Source organism: Alkaliphilus serpentinus, assembly GCF_009017255.1.
Classification (GTDB): domain Bacteria; phylum Bacillota; class Clostridia; order Peptostreptococcales; family Natronincolaceae; genus Alkaliphilus_D; species Alkaliphilus_D serpentinus.
The window spans coordinates 52,031-71,883 of the sequence record NZ_WBZB01000002.1 but is presented as its reverse complement, the minus strand read 5'-3'; the positions used below and the strand labels follow the sequence as shown (position 1 = coordinate 71,883).

Genomic DNA, 19,853 nt, shown 5'->3' with positions numbered 1-19,853 from the left:
ATGAAAAAAGTTTTTTTATTCGGTTATTATGGCTTTAGGAATGCTGGAGATGAAGCAATCCTTAAAACCATAATCAAGCAAATCCGAAGGAAGGATATTCAAGTTAGTGCATTAACCTACAACGCTAAAGAAACAACTGAAAAGTACAATATTGTAGGCATAAGTAGGAATCATTATAGGCAGATTATAAAGGCTATTAAGGATAGTGATGCTGTAATTTGTGGTGGAGGATCTATATTACAGGATGTCACCAGTAGCAGATCCCTCTTATATTACCTAGCCATTGTCCTTTTAGCTAAAAAAATGGGAAAAAAGGTTATGTTCTATGGAAATGGATTTGGACCCATTAATTCTAGCTTAAATAGAAGATTGGTAAAATACATTATTGAAAAGGTGGACGTTATCACAGTAAGGGATTATAACTCTAAGGAACTGCTTCAATCCTTGGGAGTTAAACATAACATCACTGTTACTGCAGATGTTACCTTTGGAATGGATTTGATTTCTGAAGAGGAAATCAATAGCCTTCTTCACCAAGAGGGGTTTGAAGAAGGAAAGAAATATGTAGGTATATCCGTTAGGCGTTGGAAAGGCCAAGAAAGCTATAAGAAAATCATAGCTGCCACTGCTGATTACCTAGACAAAAGGGGATATAATATCGTCTTTATTCCTATGCAATATCCAGAGGATGTCGAAATTTCTACAGAAATAGTTAATTTGATGGAAACCAAAGGAAAAATCATTACTAAAAGCTATTCTCCCGAAGAGATTGCAGGAATCATCAGCAGAACAGAACTAATGATTGGAATGAGGTTGCACTCCTTGATATTTGCCACCATTGTTCATGTTCCTATGGTAGGTCTAGAATATGAAGAAAAGATTCATAGCTTCTTAAAATCCATAGACCAAAGAAGTGGAGGGAAGGTAGAGAAGCTTGATCAAATACATTTATACACTGTAATCGAAGATGTTTTAAATAAGCGTAATAGCTTGGTGAATCATCTAAAGGAAATTAATCAGCAGCATAGAAAAAAGGCTGAAAGAACAAAGGAAATATTCATGGATTTAATTAAGGAGGATGAAGGTAGATGATTGAAAAGATATCCATTTTCGATGTACCCATAAGTGCAGTAACTCAGTCGGAGGCTTTAGAAATGGCTATAGACTTTCTTAACTCTGAAGGTTTAAAACAGATTTTTACCCCCAACCCTGAAATTGTAATGCTGGCACAAAATAATCAGCAGCTTAAGGAGACACTTCAAAAGGGAGATTTGGTTGTGCCAGATGGCATAGGCCTTATTCTAGCATCTAAACTTAAATCCTTAGGTCTTAAGGAGAGGGTTCCTGGAATCGAGTTAATGGATAAAATTCTTGAATACTGCAGCCAAAATCACAAATCGATCTATATATTTGGTGGAAAACCAGGAATTCCTGAAAGGGCTATTAAAAACATTGAAGAAAAGCATCCTGGTATAAGGATTGCGGGATATCATCATGGATACCTTCAGCCAGGAGATGAAGAAAAAATCATTGAAGATATCAATGGGTCAAAGGTAGATGTACTAATTGTAGGCCTTGGTGCACCTAAACAGGAGATATGGATTAGTAATAATAAAAATAGGCTTCGTTGTAAAATTGCCATGGGGGTTGGAGGAAGCATAGATGTTTACGCAGGTGTGGTTAAACGTGCCCCCCTTGCCTTTCAAAGAGTGGGTCTAGAGTGGTTTTATAGGTTAATTAAGGAACCTAGAAGATATAAACGGATGCTATTGTTGCCCAAGTTTTTAATACGGTTTATTATAAAGGGCTAGCCCTTTATGGGGGGATTTTCTGTGATGATGAATAGACGACTAAGAACCATAATCGAATACATAGGAATTACAATTGGCTGTGGATTTATGGCCATAAGCTTAAATTTCTTCCTTGAACCCAATACCATTGCCCCAGGAGGGGTAACGGGCTTAGCTATCCTCCTTCAGAAGCTTACCGGGATACCCATTGATGTTACCAACCTAGTAATGAACCTGCCGTTATTTATAACGGGAATAATGGTTTTAGGGAAGCTCTTTGGCTTTAAAACAGCCTATGCCACCCTCACCCTATCGGGATTTATTCGTTTATTCTTGATTATATTTGGCCCGGAGGTCACCATAACCAACGACTTATTATTATCTAGTATTTATGGCGGTGTAGTAATGGGTTTGGGATTAGGAGTTATTTTTAAATACGGTGGTACAACAGGGGGTACAGATTTAGCTGGAGCCATTCTGAATCATTATTTCCCCTCCATTAGCACAGCTAAAATGATGATGTTTTTAGATTTAATGATTGTTGCAGCTGCTGGAATCATAGAAAAAAATATTGAAACAGCCTTATATTCAGTAATTGCATTGTACATATTAGTAAAGGTAACAGATTTTATAGTTGAAGGAATGAGCTACTCAAAAGCATTCTATATTATATCCAATCATCCAAAGGAAATAGGTAAGAAAATTATGGAAGAGATTGGTAGAGGGGTCACCTCCCTTGATGGAAGAGGATTATATACAGGCACTAGGCGGGATGTATTGCTTTGCGTTGTCAGTCGAGTTGAGGTGGCAAAGCTTAAAAAGATTGTATACTCCATCGATGAAAAGGCCTTTATCATGGTTACAACTATTCACGAGGTTCTGGGAGAAGGCTTTAAGGAAGTAAAGTGATTAAAGTGAAAAATGAAAAGTGAAAAATGAAAAATGGAAAATGAAAAGTAGAATAATCAACTTTTAATTTTTCATTGTTAATTTTTAATTAAATAGGAGGGTGATATTTTGAAGTCCCAAAGGCAATTAAAAGAAATCGCAACAACCATTCGTAAAAGTATTATTGAAATGCTATATGAAGCTGGTTCAGGCCATCCAGGTGGATCTTTATCGGCAACAGACATTCTAACAGTATTATACTACCATGAAATGAAGGTTGATCCAGATAATCCCCAATGGGAGGACAGAGACCGATTTGTATTATCCAAGGGCCATGCAGCGCCAGTTTTATATGGAACCCTTGCAGAAAAGGGCTATTTTCCTAAAGAAGAGCTATTAAAATTAAGAAAGATCGATGCCATGCTACAGGGTCATCCTGATATGAAGGGTACTCCTGGGGTAGAAATGTCCACTGGTTCGTTGGGGCAAGGCTTTTCCGCCTCCTGCGGAATGGCGGTTGCTGCTAAATTAGATAAAAGGGATAGTAGAATTTATACCCTGCTGGGAGATGGGGAACTTCAGGAGGGCTTGGTATGGGAAGCTGCCATGGCTGCTGCCCACTTTAACTTAGATAATCTGACGGCTATTATCGATCATAATGGCCTTCAAATTGACGGTCCCAATGAAAAGATTATGAATATAAATCCTGTTACAGATAAGTTTAGATCCTTTGGGTGGCATGTAATCTCCTGTGATGGTCACGATACTGAAGACATTATAAGGGCCTTTGCAGAAGCTAGAGCTACCAAAAACAAACCCAGTGTAATTGTTGCCAAAACTGTCAAGGGTAAAGGAGTATCCTTTATGGAAAATGCTGTTGGCTGGCATGGAAATGCTCCTAAAAAGGATGATGCAGAAAAGGCATTGTCAGAATTAGGAGGTGTTCAATAATGACAAAGAAAATTGCTACTAGAGATGCCTATGGTGAAGCGTTAGTCGAACTTGGTAAAATAAACTCAGATGTTGTTGTTTTAGATGCTGACTTGTCAAAATCTACAAAAACCTATGATTTCAGTGCTGCCTATCCAGAGCGTTTCTTTAATGTTGGTATAGCGGAGCAAAACCTTATAGGTATGTCAGCGGGTTTAGCAGCATCAGGAAAAATCCCCTTTGCCAGCACCTTTGCAATGTTTGCTTCTGGCAGAGCCTTTGAGATTATTAGAAATTCTGTTGCGTACCCCAAGATGAACGTAAAAATTTGTGCAACCCATGCAGGGATCACTGTAGGGGAGGATGGAGCTTCCCATCAAGCCAATGAAGATATTGCCTGCATGCGGGCTATACCGAATATGACGGTTATCGTACCTGCAGATGGTGTAGAGGCCAAAAAGGCCATCCATGCTATAGCAGAGATTAAGGGTCCCTTCTACGTTAGATTAGGAAGATCGGCAGTTCCTGTTCTAAATGATGAGAATTATAATTTTCAAATAGGTAAAGGGGTTACCCTTGCCGATGGGAAGGATATCACCATTATAGCCACTGGAATCATGGTTTCAAAGGCCTTAGAAGCTAGAGAAGAGTTACTTAAAAAGGGTATAGAGGCTAGAGTAATAAACATTCATACCATTAAGCCAATAGATGAAGAAATCATTGCAAAGGCTGCAATGGAAACTAAGGCCATCGTAACAGTAGAGGAGCATAATATCATCGGAGGCTTAGGCTCTGCAGTGGCAGAAGTGGTATCGGAAAAAGCACCTGTCCGTATGAAGCGTATTGGTATAAAGGATACCTTTGGAGAGTCCGGGAAACCCGAAGAGCTGTTGGTGAAGTATGGATTAACCCTTGAGGCCATTGTAGAAGCTGCAGAAGAATTAATGAAAGATCAATAGTAATAAAACAACACCTTGAATATTTTAATCTCCCCTTGAATAAACATTAATAATGAATTTACATTTCCTTATTAGTATTTAAAAGGGGGGATCGTATGAAGGGTAAGATGAGAATTCCAAAGTTTCCAAGTATAAATTGGAAACTATTGCTTACAGTCTTTATAATTATCATTCTTGTAATTGTTGTTGTAAAGACTGTACCGAAGTTTTTCTCTGGAAATGATGAAGTCGCCTTCGTAGTTGTAGAAGGAGAGGATATACCTGAAAAGATTCAACAAATCATGCCAAGATATAGAATGCTAGAGAGAGCCCTTGCAGTTAAAATTGATGATGTAGTATATGTCGTCGTAACTAGGGGAGAGAAGCTAACGGCAGGCTATACTGTGGCCATTGAAAGTATGAGGCTTACAACAGAAAATGATGAAACAAAGCTGGTTGTGAATGCTGTATTTGGGGATCCAAAGCCAGATGAGCTTGTAGCTCAGGTCATCACCTATCCCTATGTAGTGGCTAAAACCAATCTAGAAGAGTTGCCTCAAAAAATTAGTTTAGAGGTTCGATATCAAGAATAATATCAATAAAAATAGCATGGCTAAAGAAGCCATGTTATTTTTATTATTGAATTAACATTTCTTCATAAATTTGTAATATGGCTGTAATGGACATTTAATAAGGATTTTATATAATGAGATTAACAGTTATTGCTACAAAATAACATCTGGAGGAATGTCTATGTATCGAAAAAACAAATCTTCAATTAGCCTATTAATAGTGCTATTGATTTTTCTTTCCCTTACCAGTGGGGTAGTAGCATCAGAACCCTTGGTAAATGAAGTAACCACAAAAAAATTGTCTAGGGGGGTAACCCAACAGCATATATTAAGATTTAATAAAGATGGGTGGCTAAATGCCAATGTGTTATATGTAGACTTAAGTGATGAATCAACGGAATTAAAGGTTTTACAAAGTTCAAAGGGTTTAACCACTAAAGAAACCCTTTCCTCTATGGTAGGTAGGGAGGAAAATGTAGTGGCAGCCATTAATGGAGATTTTTTTTATAATCTTATTCCTGATTCTCCAATGGGAACCATCATAAGGGATGGTGAGATGATCAGTAGTCCTGTAATAGCAGAAAATTTTGCAAATCTTTATGTAAATAATCAGGGTTTGGCCTTTGCTGACTATTGGGACTTTAATCTTCATATCACCACAGATAAAGGTTCTACAATAAAATTGGCTGCAATTAATAAAATTTTATGGAATTACCACGATCTTTTATTAATAGATAGAAACTGGGGAGCTATGTCAGTTGGGGTTTCAGAAGCCAATCCCAATATGGTTGAGGTAGTAGTTATGGATGATAAGGTTACTGAGATTAGAGATAAGCAACCAGCAGTGGAAATACCAGAGAATGGATATATCCTCTTGGCAACTGGGCCTAAAAGACAAGAACTTTTAGCCCTAGAGGTTGGCAGTGAAATAGCCCTACATACAGAGATTAGCCCCAACTTCAAAGAAATAAACACCGCCATTGGAGGAGGAACTCTATTGGTTAAGGATGGGAAGGTAGTTACTGAGTTTACTCAAAATGTAGCTGGCAACCAGCCAAGAACTGCAGTAGGGATTTCAAAGGATCGAAAACAGCTGATTATGATTACTGTGGATGGTCGAAATCAATCCTTTAAGGGGGTAAGTGGACAACAGCTGGCAAACTTATTGATAGAGCTCGGAAGCTATGAAGGAATTATGATGGATGGTGGAGGCTCATCAACTATGATTACTCGGGCCTTAGGAACATCTCAGACTTCAGTAATTAATTATCCCTCCGACGGAACAGAAAGAAGAATCATTAATGGTTTGGCAGCTATATCTACGGCAGCTCCTGGACCCATTATGGGCTTAACAACATCTACGTTAGATGAAAGGGTATATCTTGGAGCCACTAGAAGTATTGATATTGGGGGCTACGATGAAAACTTTAACCCTGTAAATATTGATTTAGAGAAGGTAAATTATTCTGTAACAAAGGGTATGGGCAGGGTGGAAAATCATATATTCTATCCAGAGGCAGCAGGAGTGGCTGAAGTTACAATTGAATATATGGGTTTAACATCTCAGATGGCTTTTGAGGTTCTAGAAAACCTATCCCACATCGTTATTTCACCTAGAACCCTTCGCTTAAATAATAATAGAAGCTATGAATTTAAGGTGTTGGGAGTAAATCAATCGGGATACAGTATTCCCATTGAAGGTAGAGATATTACCTGGAAGGACAGTAATTCCCTTGGAAGCTTTAACGAAAAGGGAGTATATTCTACTGGTATAAAGAATGGAGAAACCATCATAGAGGCAGCCTTTGCAGGGAATACCATTAATAGTATAGTTGTTATTGGAAATGAAAAGTTGATTTTAGAAGGTTTCGAAAAATCAATTGGTCAATATCTAGGATATCCCCTTGAGGTGACAGGCTCAATTCAGCAGTCAAAGGAAGCCTACAAGGGCAATCATTCAATTATGCTGGAATATGACTTCACTACAACTGAAGCCACTAGAGCGGCTTATATAGCCTTTAATGATGGTGGAATTAGCATTGCCAATAAACCAGAGAAATTGGGTGTATGGGCAAATGCCTTTGAGAAAGCACCCCATAGAATTAGAGGACGTATAATGGATGGTAAAGGGGATTATCATAATATTGATTTTGCCTCCACTATCGATTGGACTGGATGGAAGTATATAGAGGCGGCAATTCCTACTGGTATAACCTATCCAATTTTAATTGATAGATTATATGTTGTTGAAACAAATCCCCAGCAGCAAAATACCGGAAAAATCCTTTTTGATGAACTGCAGGCAATTTATTCAATACCCTTTACTATGACAGATTCGCTTGAATATCCTTCCATAGTGGATTCCATTGAAAGGGAACCAGAAGAGGCGGGAGTTAAATTATTGATTCATCCAGGTCATCAATATAGTAAGGAAACCCTATTGGATAGAATCGTCAATAATAGAATTGCAAGTATCGTTGAAAAGGACTATAGCTATGGAATATTTACAGGTGGGATTAAGGGGGATGCTAAAACGAAAACCAGTAAAACCCTTCTAACACCAAATGGTAGCTATTATAGTATGGCTATGGAAAAAAGCTTAGTGTTATTTATGGATAACAGCAATGGTGGCTTAAGACAAACCAATTATGATCAGTGGCCATGGTTTTTAAAGGAATTGAAGGAAACTAAAGAAGAGAATATCATCGTTGTTCTTCCAAAAGCTGCAGATAAGTCTTTTACAGACCCATTGGAGCTTAAGCTCTTTATGAAGTCTCTAACGGATTTAGCTGAAACAGGAAAGGGTGTATTTGTCTTCTCCAGTGGAGAGAAAATTGAAACCAAACTAATAGATGGTGTTCGATATATTTCATTAGGAACCAATACCTTTACAACTGAAAAACAGCCTACAAAGGATTACACCTATATTGAATTAAACATCACTGATGAAGATGTAACCTATCAGATAAAACCATTGTTCTAATAAAAAATCCCCCGATACAGTCGGGGATTTTTTATTAAGTGAAAATTAAAAACTAAAGTTGAAAGTTGAAAGTTGAAAGTTGAACATGATAAATTGAGAATTGATAATTGAAAGTTGAATGTTGAATGTTAAATGTGGATGTTGAATTAAGGTTGCTAGTTAATTTGCTACAAACTACGGAAATATGACAAGGAAAGTTTGTATCAAATTCCTAGCTAAGTGACTGACTCAAATCAGAGATTTGGTCATCTACTTATTTTCACTTTTCATTTTTCACTATTCACTGGTCCTTCACCTATTCCCCATTCCTTATTCCCTTTTGTCTATATTCTTTCCTCCCTCCCCATTCCATCCCTCCCTTACCATAACTTACATCAAGGAGATTAAAAAATTATACAGAATTATTTATAGATATTTAAAACTACAGGAGGTAAAAAATATGAATTACGACTTAAAAAAATGGTTAGCAGCAACGACCCTTGTAGTAGGGGTATTTACTTACTCATCAATATTTGCCTTTGGTACCCCTGTGAACCATCAGGTGGTAAAGGGCGATACCTTATGGAAATTATCTCAGCAATATAGCATATCCCTACAAGAACTTTACAACTTAAATCCCCAATATAAGACCAACCCTAATTTGAATATTGGAGATTCAGTGAAGCTCTCAGCTGGTTCTACTACAATCAATCATACTGTAGCAAAGGGTGATACCCCATGGAAAATCAGTGTTGCCTATAAGGTGGATTTAAACAAACTTATGGCCTTAAATGGTCTATCAGCAGGAACAGAAATATATCCTGGGCAGGTTATCAAAATCCCTACTGTATCGAAGGAGGTCAATACTAATAAATATACAGTGGGACAAAATGATACCCCGTGGACCATTAGTCAGAAATACAATGTTTCCTTAAGCAGCTTCTTATCTGTAAACAATCTAAAGGAAGGGGATCATATTTACGTTGGTCAGGTGGTAACTATCCCCAATAGAACCAGTCCTATACCACCTTCTACCAATACACCTCCATCAACCATTGGAGAAAACACAAAAACCTATATAACCCATACAGTGGTTAGGGGAGATGATATTTGGAGTATTGCTATAAAATATGGAATACCCTTTTATGAAATACAAAAGCTAAATGGTTTCAAGGATAATCATGTATTAATGATTGGAGATAAGATCACCATCCCTGTATACAAAATTGCAATAAAGGAAACACCAGGACCTCAATATGGTGAGCTATTAGATTGGTGGACGGAGGCCCAATATGTTGTGCCGATAGGGAAGGTTTTTAAGGTGATAGATTTCCATACCGGCAAGAGCTGGACAATGAAAAGAACAGTGGGTGCAAACCATGCCGATGTAGAGCCCCTTACTGCAGCTGACACAGCTATCATGAAGGCGGTATGGGGAGGTAAGTTCAGTTGGGCTGTAAGACCTATTATTATTGAGGTTGATAATAGAAGACTGGCCGCCTCAGCAAGTGCAATGCCCCATGATATACAATATATAACCAATAACAATTTTAATGGTCATTCAGATATTCATTTCCATAATAGTACTAGGCACGTGGATGGAAAAACAAGCTCCAGTCACCAAAATAGCATTAAGCTAGCTGCAGGATTAAGATAACCTGATTGTTTTACTAAGGTTCTATTTAGTTAATAGCTACTCATTTGTCATATAAATTTCACTTATACTATTTTTTTATTATTAAAAATCCATTATTATGGTATATATGAAATAAATGTGGAAGGGGGAAGTAAAATGATAGATAAGCTTAGATTATCACCAGATCAATTGAGTAGTATTTGCAGAATTGAGGAACTAGACTTCACCACAACAGAGGATTTGGAGCCATTAAAGGGAATAATAGGACAAGAGAGGGCTGTTGAAGCCCTAGCCTTTGGTTTGAATATAAAAAAGAAGGGCTACAATGTCTATATCTCTGGTATTAGTGGAACCGGTAGGAGTAGCTATGCCAATTCCATAACAGAGAAAATGTCTGAAGAAATGCCCATACCTGATGATTGGGTTTATGTCTATAACTTTAAGAATCCTGACAAGCCTAATGCTTTAAATATGGAGGCAGGTCTAGGGCGTCAGTTTAAAAAAGACATTGAAGGCATGATTGATAAGCTAAAAAATGAGATTTCGTTATCCTTTCAGAGTACAGAATATGAAACCTTAAAAACTGAGGTCATTCGTGATTTTCAACAGAACAACCAAAGAATAATAGAAGAGCTTAACAGTAAAGCTAAAGATTATGGTTTTCTATTTAAGGAATCAGAGCAGGGTTTGGTTACAATACCTCTAATTGAAGGAAGACCTATGAAGCAGGAGGAGTATACCAACTTAAGTCAAGACCAATTAGAAGAATTGCGGGAAAAATCCAATCAGCTAAATCTAGATACCCTTGAAATCTTTAATCAGTTAAAGACTTTGGAAGAAGATATGCGCGATAGAATAAAGAAATTAGACGAGAAAACCGGATATGGTGTGATAAGCTTTTTTATTCAAAAACTTATAAAACGCTATGGTCATAGGGATGCAATAGTGGAGTATATTAACCAATTGGAGCAGGATATTGTTGAGCATATTTCTTGGTTTAATAGAAGCCAAGAGAGTGGAAATCTTGATCAACAGCAGCTTTTACTCCAAGTTAAGCTGAAGGAAGAGTTCTTTACTCGTTATAAAGTAAATCTATTTATAGATAATAAAGAGTTAAAGCATGCACCAATCATTAATGAAACCAATCCCAATATCGCTAATCTTCTTGGTTTTGTAGAGTATCGTAACGAAATGGGTGTTTTAAAAACAGACTTTATGCAGATTAAACCAGGAGCATTGCATATGGCCAATGGAGGTTTCTTAATATTAAATATTAGGGAGGTTCTAACCCAGCCCCATGCATGGGAAACTTTAAAGAGGGCATTAAAGAATAGCGAGATAAGCATAGAATCCCTCAATAAAACCATGGGTTATATTATGACAACCTCTATAAAGCCAGAGGCCATTCCACTAGACATTAAAGTAATTCTTGTTGGGGATCCATATTTATACCGGAGTTTATATGAAATGGATGAAGATTTTAAAAAATTATTTAAGATTATGGCTGACTTTGATATTGAGATGGAACGTGATGGCGAAAATGTATATAGAATGGCGCAATTTATTACCAATCATTGTGAAAACCAGAACTTAAGGCACTTTGATAAGGCCGCTGTTGCCAGAATCATAGAATATAGCTCTAGGTTAGCCGACCATCAAGGGAAGCTAAGCTCAAGATTTAGTAGAATTGTTGAGGTGCTATATGAGGCTGATGCTTGGGCAGAAATGGCCGATGACCCAATCGTTTCCCTTAAGCACATAGAAAAGGCCATAGAGGAAAAAATTCATAGAAACAGCAAGTACGAAGAAAAGTTGAACGACATGATTGCAGAAGGGGATCTGTTAATAGACGTAGATGGCAGTAAAATAGGTCAAATTAATGGGTTGGCTGTTATGGGAACAGGAGAGCATAGCTTTGGAAAACCCAGTAGAATTACAGTTTCCACCTATAGAGGGAAGTCGGGAATCATCAGTATTGAAAGAGAGATACAAAGAAGCGGTAGCATTCATCACAAGGGAGTTCTTATACTAAGTGGTTATTTAGGCTCTAAGTTTGCTCAAGAAAATCCCTTATCTTTAGCGGTTAGTATAAGCTTTGAGCAAAATTATTCTATCATCGATGGGGATAGTGCCTCAAGTACTGAATTATATGCTATTTTATCCAGCATAGCAGAGGTTCCCATTAAACAATATATCGCTGTAACAGGGTCTGTTAACCAAAAAGGGGAAATCCAACCCATTGGAGGAGTTAACGAAAAGATTGAGGGTTTCTTCGATATATGTAAGCTGAAGGGATTAACCGGGCAACAGGGAGTTATGATTCCAAAACAGAATGTTAAAAATCTTATGTTAAAGAAAGAAGTTATTGATGCTGTAAAGGAGCATAAATTCCACATCTATTCAATCGGTCACGTCGATGAAGGAATAGAAATTTTAACTGGCATTCCGGCGGGGGTAAGTGGTGAAAATGGAGAGTATCCAGAGGGCACTATAAACTACCTGGTTTCACAAAAACTAAAACGATTGGCAGAGAATATAAAAAGCAAAGAAGACTAGATTCTAGTCTTCTTTGCTTTTGAGTTACAAAAAAACTCCTATATTTTAAAACTGAGAAATTCGCTCTCGGGCAAAAGGCAGGATGAAGTTAAAAATTACAGGTATTTTCAAAACTCACCTTCGGCTCAGACATTGAAAATACTTTTCTGCAATTTTTGCCTTCTTTTATTCTTATCTCCGCAGATTTCTCATTATTTAAGAGTATAGGAGTTGAAAAGTTTGAACTTTTTTCTCTAGTCTTCTTTACATTTAATCAGTTCTTTCTCTGTTATGAGGTAGTCCACCGGGATATCAAAGGTATCGTTGGGCACCTGATCAATTAACTGTAATTGAAAGATCAATGATAGGGTGGTGATATCGTTATGCTTAGCTAGAAATCTGTCATAGTAGCCTCCTCCATAGCCTATTCTATATCCTCGTTTATCAAAGGAAACCCCCGGAACCACAATCAGATCAAGAATATTAGGGTCTAAAATTCTCTCCTTTTCCTTCTTAGGCTCTAGTACACCAAAGTTGCCTATTTCAAGATCCTCTTTAATATCCTGAACTTCAGAAACCAATAATTCCCTTGTTTTATCCACAGTTAGAGGAATAAACACCCTTTTTCCCTCTTGTATCATCTCTTCAATTAGCCCTAGGGTATCTACTTCATTTCTAAAGGAAACATATATCATGATGTTTTTAGCTTCTTTGTAGAAATTGCTTTCTTTGAAGATAGTGATTATAGATGAGCTTTTTAACAGAACCTCTTCACTATTAAGAGCTTCTCTTGCCCTTAATGTCTCTAGGCGTAGTTGTTTTTTCATGTGAAGACCTCCATAAAAATATTTGTAATAATATTGTAACAGAATTTTGGCAATCAATTCAATTGAATTCAGGTATAGACTATTGTTATAATAAGAAAGTAAAAGAAGTTACAAATATCGATAAATAACTAGTAATTTATTACCATATTTTATTTTTCTAGAGGATTTTCAAAGGTTATGTCGAATATAAAAATAGATTTGGAGATGGTGACATTGATAGAGATGCGAAATGTTAGTAAGGATTACTCTAAAGGGATACATGCTTTAATTAATGTTAATCTTAGAATAGAAAAGGGAGAATTTATTTTTCTCGTTGGTGCCAGTGGAGCCGGAAAATCAACCTTTATAAAACTGTTATTAAAAGAAGAAGACCCTTCAGAAGGTAAGATCATAGTCAGCGATGAGGATATCACCCACCTATCTAGACGAAGGATTCCATACTTAAGAAGAAATATTGGGGTAGTTTTTCAGGACTTCAGATTACTTCCCAATAAAACCGTATATGAAAACGTAGCCTTCGCAATGGAGATCATTGAAGCATCCTCTAAGGAAATCAGAAGGCAGGTGCCAATGGTTTTGGGGATGGTGGGCTTAAGTGATAAGGCATCCCAGTACCCCCATCAGCTTTCGGGAGGAGAAAGACAAAGGGTATCAATAGCTAGAGCTATTGTAAACAATCCCTCCATACTAATTGCCGACGAGCCTACAGGAAATCTAGATCCTGAAACAGCTTGGGAAATCATGAAGGTATTAAGACAAATTAATAGAAGGGGTACCACTATTCTAATGGCCACCCACGCTAAGGATATTGTTGATGTTATGCAGCAAAGGGTTATAGCCCTAGAAAAAGGCAGAGTTGTAAGGGATCAGCAAAGGGGGGCATATGGCTATGAAGATTAGAACCTTAAAATATATGATGAAGCAAGGTTTTGTTGGACTTTGGAGAAACAAGAATATGAGCTTAGCCTCAATAACCTCTGTTGCCGCTTCACTGGTTGTACTAGGTTTGATTATCATCTTGGTTTTAAACATCAACAACATAGCTAGTCTTACGCAGCTACAATTTGACACAGTACAGGTGTATGTACAAGAAGAACTTACAGAGGAAGAAATTAGTCTACTGGGGAGTAATATTGAAGCTATAAAAGGTGTGGAAACAGCTCTATATGAATCAAAGGAACAAGCTATGTTGAATATGAAGGAACGATGGGGGGAACAGGGGTATCTACTGGAGACTTTAGAAGAGAATCCCTTACCCAATTCCTATGTAATAAATTTGGAAGGTATTGATTATGCAGACGGAGTGGTCTCAAATTTAAAAAATCTAGAGGGTGTTGATGAGGTAAAATATTATAAGGAAATCATAGAAAACCTTTTGAAAATTGCAGGCTTTATAAGAACAGTAGGCTTAGCCCTCATCGGAATATTGATTCTGGTGGCTATGTTTATCATATCCAACACCGTAAAACTTGCATTAAATGCCCGAAGACAAGAGATTAACATTATGAAATACGTAGGAGCCACCAACTGGTTTATACGTTGGCCCTTCATTGTGGAGGGAGTTATTTTAGGTTTATTAGGTGCAATGATTGCGTTGGTGGTAGTACGTTATGGGTATGGATATACCTTTGATGCAATAAACAATAAATTTACGGTAGTCTTCAGTGCCTACCTATTACCCTTAGATATATTAATGGGTAGAACTATGATGATGTTTGCTGTTATAGGAGCTGGAGTAGGTGCTCTTGGTAGTATAGTTTCCTTAAGAAAGCATTTAAGAGTTTAAATCGTTAAAGGGGGATAATCTTTATGAAAAGGAAAAGTAAAATACTGTGTATATTTCTGTTGGTTATTTTAACAATCTCTTCTTTGGCGGTGTCTGCCAATAGCACTAATAATAAGGAAGTTGATGATTTAAACAAGAAAATAGATAGCCTAAATCAGCAACTACAACAGGCTGAAAAGAACATTAAACAGAATGAGCAGAAGCAAAAGTCGGTTTATGCTGAAATTCAACGTTTGGAGATTCTAATAGAGAAAACTGAATATGAGATTGCTTTATTAAACAAAGATATTGAAACCACTGAAAAGAAAATCCTTGTGACAACAGAAGAGCTTCAAGAGGCTGAAGATAATATTGAGGTTAAAGAAGATTTATTTGCCAGTAGATTAAATACCATGTATAAAAATGGAGACATTGGATATTTAGAAGTACTATTAAGCTCTAAGAACTTTTCCGAGTTTTTAAGCAATTTTGATATGGTAAAGCTAATCGTAAAACATGATGTAGATTTATTAAAATATCTACAGGCCGAAAGGGATAAGATTGATGATAAAAAGGCCCAGCTAGAGAATCAAAGGGCAGAGCTAATTGTATTAAAGGGTGAAGCTGAAGGGAAACATAAGGATATCATTGCCAGCAGAGGTACTCAAGAAAGACTTAGAAAGGAATTAGCAGCCGATAAAGTAGAACTAGAAAAGCAAGCTAAAGCCTTTGAAAAGCAGATTGAGGAATCTGAAAATATGATTAGACAACTTCAGTCTGATAATGAATATGTAGGCGGAGAAATGCAATGGCCTGTAAAGGGTCACACTAGAATCTCCTCCCCTTATGGATATAGAACCCATCCAATTACCAAAAGACGAGAATTCCATAGCGGTATAGATGTACCGGCCCCTACTGGAACGGATATAGTAGCTGCCACTAGGGGAAAAATTGTACATGCTGGTAATTTGGGGGGATATGGAAAAGTAATTATGATAGATCATGGTGGAGGAATCATAACCCTTTATGCCCATAACTCTAAGCTGGTTGTTTCAGTAGGGGATGAGGTATCCAAGGGTCAAAAGGTTGCTGCAGCAGGAAGTACTGGTTTTTCAACAGGGCCCCATCTTCACTTTGAGGTTAGAAAGGATGGAAAACACTCAGATCCAATACCCTATGTAAAGGGTAAGTAGCATGATTATATAGTTAAGCTAACAGCCAGGGAGTACTCCCTGGCTGAATTTTTCGGTTTTGAAAATTTCCTTAGATAATAAGTATATGTTATAATGGGTATTAATAAGCTATAATTAGATATCAAATTAAGCATCAGCTGAAGGGGAGATAAGGATGATAAGCAAGAAAAAAGCTCTTATTGGTGCAATAATCCTAATTATTATTACAACAGTACTAAATATCACTGTTGGGAACTTAATTGCATTGCAAATAGGCAATAAGGTGATTATTACCAAGGGCACCCATGAATTTTATAAAGGACTTAAAGATGAGTATGGAAAACTATTTACCTTAAAGGATTATCTTGTAGAAAATTACTACCAAGAGCTTGATGAGCATAAATTGATTGAAGGAGCTGTAAGAGGGATGTTTGAAAGCATTGACGATCCCTATACTGTTTATATGAATGAAAAGGAATACAATGATTTAATCACAAGAACCCAAGGTACATATGGGGGAATCGGAATCATCGTTACTCCCGGGGAGGACGGATATGTTACCGTTGTTTCACCAATTGAGGATACTCCCGGTGAAAGGGCTGGAATAAAAACTGGAGACAAAATCATTAAAGTTGATGGCCAAGATATTTTTGGAGAAAAGTTAGATCAAGCAGTGGATATAATGAAGGGTGAGCCTGGCACTCCAGTAACCCTATCTATACTGAGGGAGGGTGCCAAAGAGTTTATAGAGCTTAATATAACTAGAGAAGAAATTAGATTAAAAACTGTTAGATCTGAAGTGTTGGAAAATGATATAGGCTATATAAGATTAACAGCCTTTGATGAGGAAACTGCTAATGACTTTAGACAGCATTTAACAGACCTTGATGAGAAAAACATTCAGGGCTTAATAGTTGATTTAAGAAATAATCCCGGAGGGTTATTAACAACCTGTATTGAAATAGCTGATATGCTACTAGGTGATCAGGTGATCGTTTATACCGAGGATCGCCATGGTGTTAGAAAAGTAGAGAAATCTGATAAAGAAAAAGTTGATTATCCATTGGTGTTGCTGGTTAATGAAGGTAGTGCAAGTGCTTCTGAAATTTTGGCAGGAGCGGTAAAGGATGGAGAAGCAGGAACCATTATTGGTACTACTACCTTTGGAAAAGGTTTAGTTCAACAGTTTAAGCCCCTTTCTGATGGAACTGGCTTTAAATTTACTGTTTCCCAATACTATACCCCCGATGGAAACTATATCCATGGAACTGGTATTGATCCAGACATAGAAGTCAAATTACCAGAAGATCTTGAAGGTCAAGAGGTTGAAGGAGAAGATGATACCCAACTACAAAAAGCTATTGAGGTTATGTTGGAGAAGATTGGAAATTAACAAAGTGAAAAGTGAAAAGTTAAAAGTGAAAAATTAAAAGTGAAAAGTGAAAAATGAAGAATGAAGAATTAAAAATGAAAAATGAAAAATGAAGAATTAAAAATGAAAGTGATAGGAATATACTAAATATCTTTCTTACAATAAAATTATTAATTAAAAACTATAAAAAAATCCCAATTGGGATTTTTTTATATGAAGTTGACAATCCTCTAGGGTAAGGTTATAATTAAATGTGCGAACAAATGTTCTTTGTAATTACAATGTTGAATGATAAATGTTGAATGCTGAATTATTGAAGAAATTTACTATGTAAATTTCCATTCTGTAATTTAATAATAATCTTTAAATCTTAAATCGTTATCCTTAATTACTAATTACTAATTACTAATTACTCTTTACTAATTACTCATTACTGAACTATTAACTATAAACTGAAATTATTGAGGTGATTTTATGGGAAAGTTTAAAATTCATTCGGATTATAAGCCTACAGGCCATCAGCCTAGGGCTATTACTCAGCTAACGGAAAGCATAATGAAACAAAATAAACACCAAACTCTATTGGGGGTTACTGGCTCAGGAAAAACCTTTACCATGGCCAATGTAATAGAAAAGGTACAGAAACCCACCTTGGTTATTGCCCATAATAAAACCTTGGCAGCCCAGCTATGTAGTGAATTTAAGGAATTCTTCCCAGATAATGCAGTAGAATACTTTGTAAGTTACTATGATTATTATCAGCCAGAGGCCTATGTGGTTCATTCTGATACCTACATTGAGAAGGATGCCTCCATTAATGACGAAATTGATAAGCTTCGTCACTCGGCTACATCTTCCTTGTTGGAGAGAAGGGATGTAATAATTGTAGCCAGTGTATCCTGTATCTATGGACTAGGGGACCCGGAGGAATATAGTAGATTATCCCTCTCCTTGAGGCCAGGAATGATAAAGGATCGAGATGAGGTTTTAAGAAAGCTTGTAGATATACAATATGAAAGAAATGACATAAACTTTGTTAGAGGTGCCTTTAGAGTTCGTGGAGATGTAGTTGAAATATATCCAGCCTCCGCTGCAGAAAAGGCCATTAGGATAGATTTTTTTGGGGATGAAATAGAATCTATTACAGAGGTAAACCCATTAACGGGAGAGATTCTGGCAACTAGAAGCCATATATCCATTTTTCCTGCCTCCCACTTCGCAACAGGTTATGAGAAGATTGAGAAGGCCATTTCAGCAATTGAAGAAGAGCTGGTGGAGCGGGTAAAATACTTTCAAAGCAAAGACAAGCTTTTGGAGGCCCAGAGAATACAACAGAGAACCATGTATGATATAGAAATGTTAAGGGAGTTGGGTTTTTGTCAAGGTATCGAAAACTACTCCCGCCATTTAACGGGTAGGGCCGCTGGTAGTAGGCCCTACACCTTAATGGATTACTTTCCTAAGGATTATTTGATCATCGTGGATGAGTCCCATGTGACAATACCCCAAATTAGAGGGATGTATAATGGTGATCGTGCTAGAAAAGAAACCCTGATTGACTATGGCTTTAGATTACCCTCTGCCTTTGATAATCGCCCATTACAATTTAATGAGTTTGAAGGAATGGTGAATCAAATTCTTTATGTTAGTGCAACACCTGGACCCTATGAGATGGCAAAGGAAGCACCAGTGGTGGAACAAATTATTAGACCTACAGGACTATTGGATCCCATCGTTGAGGTGAAGCCTGTCAAGGGACAAGTTGATGACCTTATTGGAGAAATTAAGCTTAGAACAGATAAAAAGCAAAGAGTTCTAGTAACAACCATGACCAAGAAAATGGCAGAGGATTTAACCAACTATTTTAAGGAAATGGGCATAGCAGTAAAATATCTTCACTCTGATATTAATACTATGGAACGAATGGAGATTATTAGAGACTTAAGGCTTGGTGCTTTTGATGTGTTGGTGGGTATAAATCTACTACGGGAAGGCTTAGACATCCCAGAGGTTTCTTTAGTAGCTATTTTGGATGCCGACAAGGAAGGCTTCCTTCGGTCAGAGACCTCATTGATTCAGACAATCGGAAGAGCTGCAAGGAATGTTGAGGGTAAGGTTATCCTATATGCTGATAAAATTACCGGTTCTATGGAAAGAGCAATTGGAGAAACCGAAAGAAGAAGACAAATTCAGCATCAATATAATATAGAGAATCATATAAATCCTAAATCCATCGAGAAGAAGGTTCGGGATATTATTGAAATCACAAAGGTTGCAGAAACAGAGGAAGGCTATGGAAATAAGGGCAAATCTGTTGCTGATCAACAGGAAATAATTGACGAAATAAGACGATTAGAGGTTGAAATGTTTAATGCAGCAGAGAATTTAGAATTTGAAAAGGCTGCAGACCTTAGGGACAAAATTAAACGAATGATAAAGGAAAATTCACTAGCAGAAGAGGTGTAA

At 37.0% G+C, this 19,853-nt stretch carries 15 protein-coding genes; 14 read left to right on the top strand and 1 reads right to left on the bottom strand.

Annotation, left to right across the window (positions count from 1 at the left end; translation table 11 throughout):
- The 9 genes from csaB to F8153_RS00395 all read left to right on the top strand — a co-directional run bounded on the left by csaB (position 1) and on the right by F8153_RS00395 (position 12,272).
- Positions 1-1,092 (top strand): polysaccharide pyruvyl transferase CsaB, encoded by a 1,092-nt coding sequence (csaB, locus tag F8153_RS00435; protein WP_151864370.1) that lies wholly within the window; start codon positions 1-3, stop codon positions 1,090-1,092.
- On the top strand, positions 1,089-1,811 hold the full coding sequence (locus tag F8153_RS00430; protein ID WP_151864369.1) for a WecB/TagA/CpsF family glycosyltransferase: 723 nt from the start codon (positions 1,089-1,091) through the stop codon (positions 1,809-1,811). Before csaB ends, F8153_RS00430 begins: the two co-directional genes overlap by 4 nt.
- Before the next feature lie 24 nt (positions 1,812-1,835).
- Positions 1,836-2,699, top strand: a complete 864-nt coding sequence (locus F8153_RS00425; RefSeq protein WP_151864393.1) for a YitT family protein — start codon at positions 1,836-1,838, stop codon at positions 2,697-2,699.
- A gap of 108 nt (positions 2,700-2,807) precedes the next feature.
- Complete coding sequence (locus tag F8153_RS00420; RefSeq protein WP_151864368.1) at positions 2,808-3,629, top strand: transketolase; 822 nt, start codon at positions 2,808-2,810, stop codon at positions 3,627-3,629.
- The gene (locus tag F8153_RS00415; protein WP_151864367.1) at positions 3,629-4,567 is read left to right on the top strand and encodes a transketolase family protein; all 939 of its coding nucleotides are present in this window, start codon (positions 3,629-3,631) and stop codon (positions 4,565-4,567) included. The genes F8153_RS00420 and F8153_RS00415 overlap by 1 nt, the downstream gene beginning before the upstream one ends.
- 95 nt (positions 4,568-4,662) lie before the next feature.
- On the top strand, positions 4,663-5,139 hold the full coding sequence (locus F8153_RS00410) for a protease complex subunit PrcB family protein (RefSeq protein ID WP_151864366.1): 477 nt from the start codon (positions 4,663-4,665) through the stop codon (positions 5,137-5,139).
- Positions 5,140-5,299: 160 nt separating this feature from the next.
- Positions 5,300-8,101: a phosphodiester glycosidase family protein gene (locus F8153_RS00405; protein ID WP_192929582.1), complete on the top strand. Its 2,802-nt coding sequence runs from the start codon at positions 5,300-5,302 to the stop codon at positions 8,099-8,101.
- Between the two features lie 439 nt (positions 8,102-8,540).
- The gene (locus F8153_RS00400) at positions 8,541-9,737 is read left to right on the top strand and encodes a LysM peptidoglycan-binding domain-containing protein (protein ID WP_151864364.1); all 1,197 of its coding nucleotides are present in this window, start codon (positions 8,541-8,543) and stop codon (positions 9,735-9,737) included.
- A gap of 135 nt (positions 9,738-9,872) precedes the next feature.
- A complete protein-coding gene (locus F8153_RS00395) occupies positions 9,873-12,272 on the top strand; it encodes a Lon protease family protein (RefSeq protein WP_151864363.1) in 2,400 nt (799 codons plus the stop codon).
- Between the two features lie 233 nt (positions 12,273-12,505).
- Here the strand turns inward: F8153_RS00395 and F8153_RS00390 are convergent, their stop codons facing one another.
- A complete protein-coding gene (locus F8153_RS00390; protein ID WP_151864362.1) occupies positions 12,506-13,078 on the bottom strand; it encodes a 5-formyltetrahydrofolate cyclo-ligase in 573 nt (190 codons plus the stop codon).
- Positions 13,079-13,291: 213 nt separating this feature from the next.
- Between F8153_RS00390 and ftsE the strand changes: the two genes are divergently transcribed.
- The 5 genes from ftsE to uvrB all read left to right on the top strand — a co-directional run bounded on the left by ftsE (position 13,292) and on the right by uvrB (position 19,853).
- Positions 13,292-13,978, top strand: coding sequence for a cell division ATP-binding protein FtsE (gene ftsE, locus F8153_RS00385; RefSeq protein ID WP_151864392.1), 687 nt, complete (start codon positions 13,292-13,294; stop codon positions 13,976-13,978).
- Positions 13,968-14,864 (top strand): permease-like cell division protein FtsX, encoded by an 897-nt coding sequence (ftsX, locus tag F8153_RS00380; protein WP_151864361.1) that lies wholly within the window; start codon positions 13,968-13,970, stop codon positions 14,862-14,864. Before ftsE ends, ftsX begins: the two co-directional genes overlap by 11 nt.
- A gap of 23 nt (positions 14,865-14,887) precedes the next feature.
- The gene (locus F8153_RS00375; RefSeq protein ID WP_151864360.1) at positions 14,888-16,036 is read left to right on the top strand and encodes a murein hydrolase activator EnvC family protein; all 1,149 of its coding nucleotides are present in this window, start codon (positions 14,888-14,890) and stop codon (positions 16,034-16,036) included.
- A 154-nt stretch (positions 16,037-16,190) separates the two neighbouring features.
- Positions 16,191-17,408, top strand: a complete 1,218-nt coding sequence (locus tag F8153_RS00370) for a S41 family peptidase (RefSeq protein WP_151864359.1) — start codon at positions 16,191-16,193, stop codon at positions 17,406-17,408.
- A 453-nt stretch (positions 17,409-17,861) separates the two neighbouring features.
- Positions 17,862-19,853 carry an excinuclease ABC subunit UvrB gene (uvrB, locus tag F8153_RS00365; RefSeq protein WP_151864358.1) on the top strand — a complete coding sequence of 664 codons (1,992 nt, stop codon included), beginning with the start codon at positions 17,862-17,864 and terminating at the stop codon, positions 19,851-19,853.